This is a genomic window from Providencia sp. UF-224, assembly GCF_058245955.1.
In genome coordinates this window covers 68,647-83,174 of the sequence record NZ_JBSICC010000006.1, presented here as the reverse complement: position 1 = coordinate 83,174, position 14,528 = coordinate 68,647, and the positions used below count along the sequence as shown (strand labels likewise).

The 14,528-nt window shown below is 47.0% G+C and carries 14 protein-coding genes; 12 read left to right on the top strand and 2 right to left on the bottom strand.

Features of this window, described 5'->3' with window-relative positions; all coding sequences use genetic code 11:
- Positions 1–434: 434 nt before the first annotated feature.
- From hypF to hypE, 12 genes are all read left to right on the top strand, one after another.
- Positions 435–2,711: a carbamoyltransferase HypF gene (gene hypF / locus AC4IFO_RS08060; RefSeq protein WP_490733350.1), complete on the top strand. Its 2,277-nt coding sequence runs from the start codon at positions 435–437 to the stop codon at positions 2,709–2,711.
- 607 nt (positions 2,712–3,318) lie between these two features.
- Positions 3,319–4,437, top strand: coding sequence for a hydrogenase 2 small subunit (gene hybO, locus AC4IFO_RS08055; protein ID WP_219244498.1), 1,119 nt, complete (start codon positions 3,319–3,321; stop codon positions 4,435–4,437).
- Between the two features lie 2 nt (positions 4,438–4,439).
- Positions 4,440–5,426 carry a hydrogenase 2 operon protein HybA gene (gene hybA / locus AC4IFO_RS08050; protein WP_490733347.1) on the top strand — a complete coding sequence of 329 codons (987 nt, stop codon included), beginning with the start codon at positions 4,440–4,442 and terminating at the stop codon, positions 5,424–5,426.
- Complete coding sequence (gene hybB / locus AC4IFO_RS08045; RefSeq protein ID WP_219244496.1) at positions 5,410–6,597, top strand: Ni/Fe-hydrogenase cytochrome b subunit; 1,188 nt, start codon at positions 5,410–5,412, stop codon at positions 6,595–6,597. Before hybA ends, hybB begins: the two co-directional genes overlap by 17 nt.
- The gene (gene hybC / locus AC4IFO_RS08040; protein ID WP_219244495.1) at positions 6,594–8,297 is read left to right on the top strand and encodes a hydrogenase 2 large subunit; all 1,704 of its coding nucleotides are present in this window, start codon (positions 6,594–6,596) and stop codon (positions 8,295–8,297) included. The genes hybB and hybC overlap by 4 nt, the downstream gene beginning before the upstream one ends.
- The gene (locus AC4IFO_RS08035) at positions 8,297–8,791 is read left to right on the top strand and encodes a HyaD/HybD family hydrogenase maturation endopeptidase (protein ID WP_219244494.1); all 495 of its coding nucleotides are present in this window, start codon (positions 8,297–8,299) and stop codon (positions 8,789–8,791) included. Before hybC ends, AC4IFO_RS08035 begins: the two co-directional genes overlap by 1 nt.
- Positions 8,784–9,269 (top strand): hydrogenase-2 assembly chaperone, encoded by a 486-nt coding sequence (gene hybE / locus AC4IFO_RS08030; protein WP_490733344.1) that lies wholly within the window; start codon positions 8,784–8,786, stop codon positions 9,267–9,269. The genes AC4IFO_RS08035 and hybE overlap by 8 nt, the downstream gene beginning before the upstream one ends.
- Positions 9,269–9,610: a hydrogenase maturation nickel metallochaperone HypA gene (hypA, locus tag AC4IFO_RS08025; protein ID WP_490733342.1), complete on the top strand. Its 342-nt coding sequence runs from the start codon at positions 9,269–9,271 to the stop codon at positions 9,608–9,610. The genes hybE and hypA overlap by 1 nt, the downstream gene beginning before the upstream one ends.
- An 89-nt stretch (positions 9,611–9,699) precedes the next feature.
- Complete coding sequence (gene hypB / locus AC4IFO_RS08020) at positions 9,700–10,779, top strand: hydrogenase nickel incorporation protein HypB (protein ID WP_490733340.1); 1,080 nt, start codon at positions 9,700–9,702, stop codon at positions 10,777–10,779.
- Positions 10,770–11,066, top strand: coding sequence for a hydrogenase maturation factor HybG (gene hybG, locus AC4IFO_RS08015; protein WP_219249507.1), 297 nt, complete (start codon positions 10,770–10,772; stop codon positions 11,064–11,066). The genes hypB and hybG overlap by 10 nt, the downstream gene beginning before the upstream one ends.
- Positions 11,050–12,162, top strand: coding sequence for a hydrogenase formation protein HypD (gene hypD / locus AC4IFO_RS08010; RefSeq protein ID WP_490733338.1), 1,113 nt, complete (start codon positions 11,050–11,052; stop codon positions 12,160–12,162). The genes hybG and hypD overlap by 17 nt, the downstream gene beginning before the upstream one ends.
- On the top strand, positions 12,163–13,188 hold the full coding sequence (gene hypE, locus AC4IFO_RS08005; RefSeq protein WP_275075750.1) for a hydrogenase expression/formation protein HypE: 1,026 nt from the start codon (positions 12,163–12,165) through the stop codon (positions 13,186–13,188).
- Between the two features lie 43 nt (positions 13,189–13,231).
- Here the strand turns inward: hypE and ureG are convergent, their stop codons facing one another.
- Positions 13,232–13,849 carry an urease accessory protein UreG gene (gene ureG, locus AC4IFO_RS08000; protein ID WP_004908472.1) on the bottom strand — a complete coding sequence of 206 codons (618 nt, stop codon included), beginning with the start codon at positions 13,847–13,849 and terminating at the stop codon, positions 13,232–13,234.
- An 11-nt stretch (positions 13,850–13,860) separates the two neighbouring features.
- A complete protein-coding gene (locus AC4IFO_RS07995; protein ID WP_353243762.1) occupies positions 13,861–14,526 on the bottom strand; it encodes an urease accessory protein UreF in 666 nt (221 codons plus the stop codon).
- Between the last annotated feature and the right edge of the window lie 2 nt (positions 14,527–14,528).

Sequence of the window (14,528 nt, the reverse complement as noted above, 5' to 3'; positions counted from 1 at the left end):
ATTTATATTGGTATTGAATAATTGTTATCAAAATCGATATGTTGCTAGATTGTTAACATATGAATGAGCTTACTTTTGTTTGCGTATCGTGACTATCGTCCTTTAGGATTAAGCATGGATATTTTTAATTTAATTTATTAATAACAGTGGGTTAAGTTATTTTTGAACTCTGCGTTTATATAAACTGTCTTTATTGTTTAATTAAGGAAGAGAATTTATTTAATAATGCAATTTAAATTAGATTTAAAAACTAAGCAGTGTGGTTTTATTAAGTTTTATTAATTGTCTTTATTGAAAATATAATTAATAAGCGAATTTGGTGATTTAATTCCGCATATTTTCTTATGTATATCCCACCTTTTTTTGATCTCAGGTGAAGTTTTTTAAGGTTGTTAGCGGGAAAATACCTTCCATTGAAATAAGAGGGTGTGCAAGTGAGCAACGGAATACAGCTTCGGGTTAAAGGCAAAGTACAAGGGGTTGGCTTTCGTCCCTATGTTTGGCAGTTGGCGCATCAACAGCAACTGCACGGGGATGTCTGCAATGATGGCGAAGGGGTGTTGATCCGCCTTCTTGCAGATGCCGATATCACTGAATTTAGCCAATTATTACAACAGCATTGCCCTCCTTTAGCGCATATTGAGAGTATTCAATCACAACCCTTTCAATGGGATGTTTTACCCGATGAATTTACCATTCGCCGCAGTGGCGAAGGGAAGATGGATACGCAAGTGATCCCTGATGCAGCAACTTGTGAGGCTTGTCAGCAAGAGATTTTTGACCCTGCAAATCGCCGCTTTCATTATCCATTTGCCAATTGTACTCATTGCGGGCCGCGCTTTACGATTATTCGCCACATGCCCTATGATCGCCCAAATACGGCGATGGCCGATTTCCCGTTATGTCCTGAATGTTTGGCGGAATATCAATCCCCCGCGGATAGGCGTTTTCATGCGCAGCCCAATGCATGTGCGGTGTGTGGGCCTGAAATTAAGCTGAGTGATGCTTTCGGGCAGACGGTGGCGGAAAAGGAACAGGCGCTAATATCGGCATCGCAATATTTACTCGCAGGTAAAATTATTGCTATCAAAGGGTTAGGTGGCTTTCACCTTGCTTGTGATGCAACGGATGACCATGCAGTACAAGCACTGCGCATGCGTAAACATCGCCCAACAAAACCATTCGCGGTGATGATCCCGTCTTTAGATTGGTTAAAAAACCAAGGGGTGAGTGTGAGTGATGGGCTAGCCTCGTTGTTAAAAAGCCCTGCTGCGCCAATCGTTTTAATTAAGCAATGGAAAAACAGTGGGTTAAGCCATTTTGTTGCTCCCCATTTAACGGAGTTAGGGGTGATGCTGCCTTCAAACCCGTTACAGCATTTATTAATGGCAGAAGTAAAAAGGCCGTTAATCATGACCTCAGGGAATGCATCAGGGAAGCCCCCTGTGCTCACGGAGCAAAGTGCGTTCAATGACTTGGCCAATATCGCCGATTTTTACCTGACTCATAACCGCGATATCGTACAACGCGCTGATGATTCTTTAGTTCGTTATCACCAAGGTGAGGCGGAAATGTTACGCCGTGCCCGCGGGTATGTACCTGATTCTGTCGATTTACCTGAAGGTTTTGAAAATTCACCCGCGATATTAGGGTTAGGGGCTGACTTGAAAAATACGTTTTGCTTATTACGTGATAAAAGCGCGGTATTAAGCCAGCACCTTGGGGACTTGGACGACTTAGATATTTTTGAACAATACCAAAGTGCGATTGATTTGTTTGAGTCTATTTACCGTTTTACCCCAACTGCATTGGCTGGAGATATGCACCCTAGCTATGTTAGTCATCGCTTTGCTCAGCAGTTATCTGCGCAGTTGGACATTCCATTTGTGCAAGTTCAGCACCATCATGCCCATATCGCGGCCGTTATGGTGGAGTATGGCTTGCCGAAAAATACAGGCAAAGTCATTGGATTAGCCCTTGATGGGTTAGGTTATGGTGATGACCGACGTCTCTGGGGCGGAGAATGCTTATTGGTAGATTATGCATCTAGCCAATATTTAGGTGGATTGCCCGCAGTTGCTTTGCCCGGCGGTGAAATGGCGGCAAGGCAGCCTTGGCGTAACTTATTGGCTCATTGGTCGCAGTTTGTTCCTAAGTGGCAACAGCAGTCAGATGCAGCTCAACTCCTCGAATTTCCTTGGCAGGGGCTCGAAAAGGCTATCGAAAGGGGGCTCAACTGCCCAGTAGCGTCTTCCACAGGGCGATTATTTGATGCTATCGCCGCCGCCCTTGGTATTTGTACGGCGCAAACCAGTTGGGAAGGGGAAGCGGCGTGCCAACTTGAAGCGTTGGCGATGCGCTCTGAAGTTCTGACACACCCTGTGACGATGCCATTAGTTGGTCAACACCTTGACTTAGCGACATTTTGGCGTGAATGGTGTGCTTATCAAGCGCCTAAAGCGCAACGTGCCCATGCGTTTCATGTCGCATTAGCAAATGGGTTTGCGCAGCTCGCTAGAATATCTGCTCAGCGATACGCGGTTAAGCAAATCGTGTTATCAGGAGGTGTTATGCACAATAAATTATTACGAAATTTATTAATTAATAATTTAAATGAATTTGAGGTATTAACGGCAAGGCAGTTCCCAATGGGGGATGGCGGATTGGCATTAGGGCAGGTCGCGATAGCCTCAGCAAAATTAAAGGGTTAGCGACTTACTCATTTTGAATATGATTTTGAATGTATCTTACGTGGAATTTTGTATATTGAATGTTTTATTAAATATTCTTTTTTTGATATTGATTCTTATTTAGATAATTTAATTCTATATTAACTAATTGGTCATTAATAATACTCTAATTTCGCTTAATTAAATTATAAACAAATAATGTTTTTTCATATCATCATGATAAATAATGAAATTTGTATTTAAATTAATGTGATATATAGCGCATTATTGAATAATAAATTGATTTGTTTTATTTAATTGAACACTTTTCTTCTTTATCGACTGAATCGATTTTTCTAACAAATATATAAAAAAGATAAACTTTCTTATTTCCTCTTGATGAAGATCAAGTGATGAAAAATCGGGAGGAATAGGATCTTATTTTATATATATGCACCAGGTTACTTAAATAAGAATTTATTTCATTAAGCTCAGTTTTGTTATCAATTTGAATTGCATCGAATGATACAAGCGTAAGGCGTAAGTGTATTCAATACGTCGGGTTTTGTGGCATCTCTAACGCAAGGATACTCAACAAAATTTGTTTAATGAATAGGTTCTAAGCCACCCATAATAATAGGAAAAAAGAATGATAGGAGATAACTCTATTAATTCTCCTCACGGTATTAACCGCCGTGATTTTATGAAGTTATGTACAGCGTTGGCAGCAACGATGGGGCTAAGCGGGAAAGCAGCGGCCCAAATTGCTGAATCTATTAGCGACCCAGCTCGTCCGCCTGTCATCTGGATTGGCGCCCAAGAGTGTACGGGTTGTACTGAGTCCTTGCTGTGTTCAACTCACCCAACTCTCGAAAACTTAATTCTGGATACAATTTCACTGGAATACCATGAGGTGTTATCTGCCGCTTTTGGTGAGCAAGTTGAACAGAATAAGCACAATGCGATGGAGAAATATAAAGGAAAATATGTTCTTGTCGTCGATGGTTCTATCCCACTGAAAGATAACGGTATTTACTGCATGGTTGCAGGGAAGCCGATTGTTGAGCATATCCGCGAAGTGGCTGAACACGCTGCTGCCGTGATTGCAATTGGTTCCTGTGCCTCTTGGGGCGGTGTTGCGGCGGCGGGTGATAACCCAACGGGCGCGGTTGGCTTAAACCAAGTCATCAAAGATAAACCGGTGATCAACATCCCGGGTTGCCCACCAAACCCACATAACTTCCTTGCGACAGTTGCCCACTTAATTACCTTTAATCGCCCACCCGCACTGGACAGTAAAAACCGTCCAATGTTTGCCTATGGCCGATTAATTCACGAGCACTGTGAGCGCCGCCCACACTTTGATGCAGGGCGTTTTGCTAAAGAGTTTGGCGATGATGGTCACCGTGAAGGTTGGTGTTTATATCACCTAGGCTGTAAAGGCCCTGAAACTTACGGTAACTGTTCAACATTGCAGTTCTGCGATGTTGGTGGTGTATGGCCTGTGGCGATAGGTCACCCATGTTATGGCTGTAATGAAGAAAATGTCGGCTTCCACAAAGCGATTCACCAACTTGCCAGCGTGGAAAACCCAACACCACGCGCAGACAAACCTGATTTAAATAACCGTGAAGGAGGCCAAATTTCATCAACCGCCGTTGGGTTAATCGGTGGTGTTGTGGGGTTAGTGGCTGGGGTGAGTGTGATGGCGGTACGTGAATTAGGTCGCCAAAAACGCCAGCAAGACACTGACTCACGGGGAGAATAACCGTGAATAGACGAAATTTCCTTAAACTCTCCGCTGGGGGAGCGCTCCTTGCGAGCAGCTCACCGAGCTTGGCGGGAGCGGAAAACCGACCGCCAATTCCGAACTCCCTTGGCATGCTGTATGACTCAACGTTGTGTGTTGGGTGCCAAGCCTGCGTGACAAAATGCCAAGATATCAACCACCCAGAGCGTAACCCTGTGGGGGAGCAAACATGGTCGAACAACGACAAGCTTACCCCATACACCAATAACATTATTCAGGTCTGGAGCAGCGGCACTGGGGTGAATAAAGATCAGGAAAAAGACGGTTACGCTTACATCAAAAAGCAGTGTATGCACTGCGTTGACCCGAACTGTGTGTCTGTTTGCCCTGTTCAAGCACTGAAAAAAGACCCGAAAACGGGCATCGTTCATTACGATGCGAGCGTGTGTACGGGTTGCCGTTACTGCATGGTGGCGTGCCCGTTCAACATTCCAAAATATGCTTATGATGATAAGTTTGGTGCGATTCATAAGTGCGAACTATGTAATCAAAAAGGCGTAGAGCGTTTAGACAAAGGCGGCTTACCGGGGTGCGTGGAAGTGTGCCCAACCGGTGCCGTGATTTTCGGTACAAGAGAAGAGTTGCTCGCCGAAGCAAAAAAACGCTTAACACTCAAAGCGGGGGATGAATATGGTTTCCCACGCCAAACCCTGCATAGCAATGACCCGAATGTCATCAAAGTGCCGAAGTATGAACAACACGTATATGGGGAGCTTGAAGGCGGCGGAACGCAGGTCATTGTGCTTTCAGGCGTGCCATATCAACACCTTGGTTTGCCTGAATTAGAGCAACTGTCGACCGGTGCGCGCTCTGAGCATGTGCAGCACACCCTGTACAAAGGCATGGTGTTGCCGTTAGCGGCACTGGCTGGGTTGAGCTTCTTGGTGTACCGCAATACTAAGAATGACAAACACGAAGGAGATGACTCAAATGACGACGCATCATAAAGAAAAGCCGTTAGGCGGGCGTTTAGTCAGTTGGCCAATTATGGTCTTTGGGCCATTGGTGCTGCTTTGCGTCATTCTGATTATTAAACGTCTGGTTTTCGGCCTAGGGTCGGTTTCTGACCTTAACGGGGGTTACCCGTGGGGAATTTGGATTGCCTTTGACTTGCTGATAGGTACCGGTTTTGCCTGTGGTGGCTGGGCGCTGGCTTGGGCGGTGTATGTGTTTAACCGCGGGGAATATCACCCGCTGGTTCGCCCCGCATTACTGGCTAGTTTATTTGGTTACTCCCTCGGCGGCTTATCCATCACTATCGACGTGGGGCGTTACTGGAACTTGCCGTATTTCTATATTCCGGGCTTCTTCAATACCAACTCTGTACTGTTCGAAACTGCCGTGTGTATGACGATTTACATCGGTGTGATGGCATTAGAATTCGCCCCTGCCTTGTGTGAACGTTTTGGCTGGAAAGTATCGCTAAAACGCTTGAATAAAGTGATGTTTTTTATCATCGCTTTAGGCGCATTGCTGCCAATGATGCACCAATCTTCAATGGGATCGTTAATGATTTCAGCGGGATACAAGGTACATCCAATTTGGCAAAGTTATGAAATGTTGCCGCTGCTCTCACTGTTGACCGCGTTTATTATGGGGTTCTCGATAGTCATTTTTGAAGGCTCATTACTGCAAGCTGCCTTAAAGGGGCAAGGGGCAGATGAGCGGCCACTGTTTGTGCGGCTCACGCAAATCCTGCAAGTGCTTTTGGTGTTGTTCCTCGTGTGCCGATTTGGCGAGTTGATTTATCGCGAAAAACTGCATCACATCTTCAATGGTGACTTCTACGCCATGATGTTCTGGATAGAAACCGTGTTAATGGTGATCCCATTAATTATTTTCCGCATCCCATCGCTGAGAAATGATTCGCGTTGGTTATACATCAGCGGGTTAAGCATGTTAATCGGGGCGGCAATGTGGCGGATGAGCTACTCCCTTGTCGCGTTCAATCCGGGGGGCGGTTATGACTACTTCCCAACATCAGAAGAACTTTTAATTTCAATGGGTTTTGTGGCAATTGAGGTCTGCGCGTACATCTTGCTGATCCGCCTACTACCCGTTATTCCAGCATTGAAAAAAACAAAGATGAGCCATTCAGAGGCCCGAGGTAAAGCATGAGCCAACGTATAACAATAGATCCAGTCACTCGTATCGAAGGTCACTTACGCATTGATTGTGAAATTGAAGATGGAAAAGTCACCAAGGCTTGGGCTTCAGGCACCATGTGGCGCGGTATGGAAGAAATCGTCAAAGGGAAAGACCCACGTGATGCATGGATGATCATGCAGCGTATTTGTGGGGTTTGTACCACTGTTCACGGCATTGTGTCTGTGCGTACCATTGAAAGCGCGTTGAATATTGATGTGCCCGTTAACGCACAGTACATCCGTAATATGATTTTAGCGGCGCATACCATTCAAGACCATATTGTTCATTTTTATCAATTATCGGCGCTTGATTGGGTGGATATCACCTCCGCGTTAAATGCAGACCCAAATAAAGCCGCCGAAATCCTCAAAGGGGTTTCTACATGGCCACTCAATAGCGCAGAAGAATTTACCCGCGTACAAGACAAAATCAAAAAGCTGGTTGCGAGTGGTCAGTTAGGGATTTTTGCGAACGGGTACTGGGGTCACCCAGCGATGAAATTGTCGCCTGAAGTGAACCTGATTGCGGTCGCGCACTATTTGCAAGCCCTTGAATGCCAACGGGATGCAAACCGCATTGTGGCACTGCTTGGGGGTAAAACTCCGCACATCCAAAACCTCGCCGTGGGCGGTGTCGCGAACCCGATTAACCTTGATGGAGTCGGTGTTCTTAACCTTGAGCGTTTAATGTATGTGAAATCCTTTATCGACCGTTTAGGGGATTTTATTGAGCAAGTCTATAAAATCGACGCTGCTGTTATTGCCGCGGGCTACCCAGAATGGTTAGAAGTTGGTCAAGGGGCGAAACACTACATGTGTATGCCTGAAATGCCGATGGATGGCAAAAATGGCAGTTTCTTATTACCGGGTGGCTACCTCGAAAATAGCGATTTCAGTACCTATCGCCCAATTACCAGCCACATGGACGAGTATTTGATCAACGGTATCAAAGAAAGTAGCAAACACGCGTGGTACAAAGAAAATGAGCCACAAGCACCGTGGGAAGGCACCACAAACCCTGACTACACTGGTTGGGACGATGATGGCAAATATTCATGGGTGAAAGCGCCAACCTTCTACGATAAAACTGTCGAAGTGGGGCCATTAGCGGACTTACTGTGCAAACTGGCAGCAAAACATGAGCCAACGGAAAAACACTTTAATGATGTGGTGAATCTGTATCAAACACTGACAGGTAACAGCATTAGTGTTGATCAACTGCACTCCACATTAGGCCGCATTATTGGTCGTAGCGTACGTTGCTGTGTGCTGAATGAAACACTGTCAATTCAATGGCAAGCGTTGGTGGATAACATTGGTAAAGGCGACTTTACCACATTTGTAAAACCCAACTTCCCAGAAAACGCGACGATTAAAGGCGTTGGTTTTGGGGAGGTACCACGTGGCCTGCTTTCACACTGGGTGGTTATCAAAGACGGTAAAATTGAAAACTACCAAGCGGTTGTGCCATCCACATGGAACTCTGGCCCACGTAATTTCAATGATGAGCCGGGCCCTTATGAGCAAGCGTTGGTAGGAACCCCTGTTGCTGACCCAACCAAGCCGCTTGAGGTGGTGAGAACCATCCACTCCTTTGACCCATGTATGTCTTGTGCGGTGCACATTGTGGATCCTGAAGGTGGGGAAGTCACTAAGGTTAAGGTGCTGTAATGCGTATTTTAGTCTTAGGCGTTGGCAATATTTTGCTGAGCGACGAAGGGATTGGCGTACGCATTGTTGAAGCATTGGAGGAACGTTATCACCTGCCTGAATGTGTGGAAGTACTGGATGGCGGTACCGCAGGAATGGAGTTAATTGGCCCAATGGCCGATCGTGACCACTTAATTATTGCGGATGTAGTGCTATCGAGCCAGCAACCCGGTTCGTTATTAGTGCTACGTGATGACGAAGTGCCTGCGTTGTTTACCCGTAAAATTTCACCTCATCAATTAGGGTTATCGGATGTGTTATCCGCGTTGCATTTAACGGATGAATTTCCGCAGCGTTTGACCTTAGTCGGTGTCGTGCCCGAGTCTTTAGAGCCGCACATTGGTTTAACCGCAACAGGGCAGGCTGCATTAGAGCCTGCGTTGCAAAAAGTGATTGATGTGCTGCGCAGTGAAGGTTTGGAAATTACGGCAAAAGAAGAGAGTTTACATGCCTGATGACATTAAAGGTTATCAAAGCAACCCACGAACTCTGGTAGAGGCTGCATTCCAACGGGTGGCGGAGCAATCGATGCACGATTTGTCTTTCCTCCACCCCGCAATGCCAGTTTATGCCAGTGAGTTTGCTTTGTTTGAAAATCAATGGGTTGGTGCGGTTATCACTCCGTGGATGCTCAGCGCTCTCATTTTACCGGGGCCTGAGCAGTATTGGGAGTGCCGTACTGTTGGCGATAAAGTGGGCTTGATTTTACCTTATGGGGAAATGACCTATACCGTTGGGGAACTTGACGGGCTGACGCAATATTTTGCCTGTTCCTTGATGTCTCCGTTGGATAAAAGCTTAAGTCCTGAACAGGGTATTCACCTTGTGGATGATTGCCGCCGTATTTTGTTGTCCCTGCCAGTGAGTGACCCAAATGTGCCGCAATCCCCAGCGCGCCGCGCGTTATTTGCGCGCCACTTGAAGGAGGCATAATGCATGAAGTTTCATTGTGCCAAAGCACACTCGAAATAATTGGGCAGCAAGCCAAGCAAAATGCCGTGAAAAAAGTCACGGCAGTTTGGTTAGAAATTGGTGCGCTTTCCTGCGTTGAAGAAAGCGCATTTCGCTTTTGTTTTGATATCGCCTGTCGCGGCACTGTCGCACAAGGTTGCCAATTGCATATGGTGCACCGTCCAGCGCAGGCGTGGTGCTGGGATTGCAGTGAAATGGTGGAAATTGATAGCCACCAATCCGTTTGTCCACAATGCCAAAGTTTGAATTTAAAAGTGGAAAGTGGCGATAGCTTGCGTATCAAAGAATTAGAGGTCGAATAGTTTTCAAAGTGACTTTGAGGTGCATCAACCTTGCGATTTTGATTATGTATTAATCTAATTTAACTATTTAGCGGTTGGGAGTGAAACTTATGTGTAGTACATGTGGATGCGCATCGGGAGAGCGCAGAATCGAAGGGGATGAGCACAGTCATCATCACCATGACCATCATCACGACCATGACCACCACCACGGCCATGATCATCATCACGATCATGAAAATGCCCATGACCATCATCATGGACACGATCACCACCACGATCATGACCATCATGACCATGAAAACCAAGGCCAAACCGTCATTATTCATCACCATTATTACCACCAAGGGGATGTGCATAACCACTATCACCAATACGAGCCTGCGCCTGTTGACGACAAAGCCAAAAAACAGAAACACAAACATAAGCATAAACACGTTTACGCCATGGCAGAAAACAGCTTTAAACCTGCGGGTGAACACCATGACTTGGATTACGGGCAAGGTGAAGCTGGCACACACGCGCCGGGGATCAGCCAAAAGCGCATGCTACAAATTGAGATGGACGTTTTAGATAAAAACAATCATTTAGCGGAACATAACCGCGAAGCATTTGCAGAAAAGAATATTTTAGCGTTAAACCTGGTTTCCAGTCCCGGTTCTGGGAAAACCACCTTACTAACGGAAACCTTGCTACGCCTGCGCGACAAAATTAATTGTGCGGTGGTAGAGGGCGATCAACAAACCACCAACGATGCTCAGCGCATTCGTGAAACGGGGGTTCCTGCTATCCAAGTGAACACAGGGAAAGGCTGCCACTTAGATGCGCAGATGATCCACGATGCAGTTTCCCGCTTAGGCTTGGATGATAACAGCTTGTTATTTATTGAAAATGTGGGGAACTTAGTGTGCCCTGCAAGCTTTGATTTAGGTGAACGCCATAAAGTGGCTGTATTGTCCGTGACCGAAGGGGAAGATAAACCCTTAAAATACCCGCATATGTTTGCCGCGGCAGACATTATGTTGCTCAATAAAATCGACTTACTGCCGTACCTGCATTTTGATGTGGACGCCTGCATTGCTAATGCCAAACAAGTCAATCCAAACATCCAAGTGATTAAAGTCTCTGCGACACAAGGGGATGGCATGGATGCATGGCTCGCATGGCTGGAGACTCAGCTATGTGCTTAGGCATTCCCGGAAAAATCGTGGCAGTGGGGGAAGATATCCACCAACTGGCACAAGTGGATGTCTGCGGCGTGAAGCGGGACGTTAACATTGGCCTGATTTGTGAGGGGGAAACCCACGAATTATTGGGGCAATGGGTGCTGGTTCACGTGGGCTTTGCCATGAGTATCATCAACGAAGAAGAAGCACAGTCGACATTAGATGCCTTAGCGGCGATGAGCCAGCTTGACCATGAGGTCGGCGACTTCAGTGGCTTAAATGCGGGAGCAACAGATGCAGTACGTCGATGAGTTTCGCGACCCTGCCTTAGCAAAAGTATTACTGGCGAATATCCGCCAACGTGTGAATGACATTCCACGGGCTAAGCAGCGCCCATTGCAGTTAATGGAGGTGTGCGGCGGGCACACCCATGCGATTTTTAAATTTGGTATCGACCAACTTTTACCGCCAGAAATCGAATTTGTTCATGGGCCGGGCTGCCCCGTTTGTGTGTTACCGATGGGGCGTATTGACGGCTGCATTGAAATTGCTGAGCAGCCTAATGTGATTTTTTGTACCTATGGTGATGCGATGCGTGTCCCGGGTAAAAATGGCTCTTTGCTTGATGCCAAACGCCGTGGGGCAGATGTGCGGATTGTCTACTCCCCTTTGGATGCCCTCGGGATAGCAGAGCAACACCCTGATAAACAAATTGTTTTCTTTGGCTTGGGCTTTGAAACCACCATGCCAAGCACGGCGATTACCTTGCAACAAGCTAAACGCCGCCAGCTGAACAATTTCACGGTATTTTGCCAGCACATCACCATCATCCCAACCTTAAAAAGCCTATTAGAACAGCCAGATGTGCGTATTGATGGCTTTTTAGCACCGGGGCATGTCAGCATGGTGATTGGGGCGCACCCTTACCAGTTTATTACCGAGGATTTCCATAAACCGCTGGTGGTGACAGGGTTCGAACCGTTGGATATTTTGCAGTCTTTGTCCATGCTAGTTAACCAGATAGCAGAGGGGCGTTGCGAGGTGGAAAACCAATATAAGCGTATTGTCGCTGACCAAGGCAACACCTTAGCACTCAAGGCGTTAGATGAAGTGTTTGAGTTAAAAGAAACCAGCGAATGGCGTGGTTTAGGGGAGATTGCAGGCTCGGGAGTGCAGCTCAGTGCCGCTTACCAATCCTTTGATGCCGAACGCCGTTTTCAGGTACAACCACACCAAGTGGCGGATGACCCGCTAGCACGGTGTGGCGATGTATTAACGGGGCGTTGTAAACCCAATGAATGCCCATTATTTGGCACGCGCTGTACACCACAAACCGCTTTTGGTGCCTTAATGGTGTCGTCGGAAGGGGCTTGTGCGGCTTATTATCAATATCGTCGGGAGGCATAGATGAGTCATGATGCGAACAATGTGGTATTGATGGCCCACGGCAGTGGTGGGCAAGCCATGCAACAGTTAATCGAACAACTCTTTTTAAAAGCATTTGCCAATCAAGCATTGAATGAGCGTGAAGACCAAGCGCGACTTTCGCTGGCGGAACTCACCACGTTAGGGGATCGCCTTGCATTCAGCACCGACAGCTATGTGATTGACCCGATTTTTTTCCCCGGTGGAAATATCGGTAAATTAGCGGTTTGCGGTACGGTGAATGACGTCGCCGTCAGTGGAGCAGTCCCTAAATATCTGTCTTGCGGGTTTATTTTAGAAGAAGGCTTTCCGTTAGCTGAACTCGCTACTATCGTCGAATCAATGGCAGCCACGGCCGCAGCGGCTGGGGTGCAGATAGTTACAGGGGACACCAAAGTAGTGCAGCGCGGTGCTGCGGACAAAGTGTTTATCAACACGGCAGGTATCGGTGTGATCCCAAGCGAAATTCAGTGGGGTGCTCAGCAAATTCAAGCGGGTGACAAGGTGATTGTCAGTGGCACGTTAGGTGACCACGGTGCGACCATTTTAAACCTGCGCGAGCAGCTTGGTTTAGAGGCACAGCTTAGCAGCGATTGTGCGGTATTGACGCCATTAATTGAACCACTGCGTAATATTGAGGGCGTACGTGCATTACGGGATGCCACGCGCGGCGGTGTGACGGCGATTTTGCATGAGTTTGCGCAGGCAAGCGGCTGTGGAATGGCAATTAACGAGGCTGACTTACCCGTTGCCTCTGCGGTTAGAGGCGTATGTGAATTGCTCGGTCTTGAGCCACTGAATTTTGCCAATGAAGGTAAGCTAGTGATTGTGGTAAAACCCGAAGCGGAAAGTGCAGTGTTAGCCGCATTACGCAACCACCCATTAGGCCAAAATGCCACTACTATTGGCAGTGTGACAGACAATAAACAGGTGAAACTGGTCGGGATTTTTGGCACCTCAAGGTTGTTGGATTTGCCACACAGTGAACCATTACCACGTATTTGTTAATGTCATCCCCTATAGATTAAAACCTATAGGGGAAATTAACTGATTAACGCCTTAACATGCCTTTATCGATAATAAACTCGATAATGGTTTCTAAGCCGACTTTTTTCTTTAAGTTAGTGAAAACATACGGTTTCACGGGGCGCATTCTGGCAGTATCTGCTTCCATCACTTCTAAAGAAGCGCCGACATACGGGGCAAGGTCGATTTTATTGATCACCAGTAAATCAGAATGGGTGATCCCCGGGCCACCTTTACGTGGGATTTTCTCGCCTTCTGCGACGTCGATAACATAAATGGTTAAGTCCGCCAGCTCTGGGCTGAATGTGGCGCTCAGGTTATCACCACCGCTTTCCACAAACACGATATCCAGATTTTTGTGGCGCATTGCCAGCTCTTCAACCGCCGCAAGGTTCATGGAGGCATCTTCACGAATCGCAGTATGCGGGCAGCCACCTGTTTCCACACCAATAATGCGGTCGGCGTCTAATGCTTCAGCGCGGGTGAGGATTTTGGCATCTTCTTGGGTATAGATATCATTGGTCACGACGGCAATTTGGTAGGTATCGCGCATCGCTTTACATAAAACTTCTAGTAGGGCGGTTTTCCCTGAACCAACAGGGCCACCGACACCAATTCGCAGGGGTTGGTTATATTCTTGCATTGTGTGTTTTCTCATGAACGAAAAAGTCGAGTGTATTGGGTTTCATGCCGACTGCTGGCAATGATTTGTGCAGGGGTAAAACTGCCGATATCGTCAACTGACCATGTGGCAGATTGCGCCACAATCTCAGGGATACGTTCGGCAAGGGTAAACAAAATATGTTGCCCCGCACTTTGACCCAGTGGAATTAATTTCACGCCAGACATCACGGTGTTTTCCAGCCAGCCCCACGCGTAGGCGGTACACAGCTTTTCAACGTCAATATCCCAATGTGTGGCGGCAAGGGCAAAAGCCATTAATTGCGTTTTTTTCACGCACGCCAATGCCGTGGCATCAAGTTCAATCGCCAATTGTGGGAGCAATCGGGCAAAGGCAATGCCTCGCTGGCGTTCTTCTTGGCGAAGTTCCTTGGTCTCGCGGCTGGCAATAATAAAGTCACACCAATAAGTCACTTGCTGCCAATCAGAGCGTGAAAGATTGGCGTGAATTTGCCGTAGCACAGGGAGTTCCAATGTCGCGATTGCGTGCGTCATTTGTGCCGTTAGCCAACTGGCGAGGGTGTCAGGTGTGGTCACCCAGCCCTTTTCAATCGCCCATTCTAACCCTTGGGAATAGGTAAATGACCCCACAGGTAAGGACGGGCTGACTAATTGGTATAAACGCAAATCCGCTAGCATCG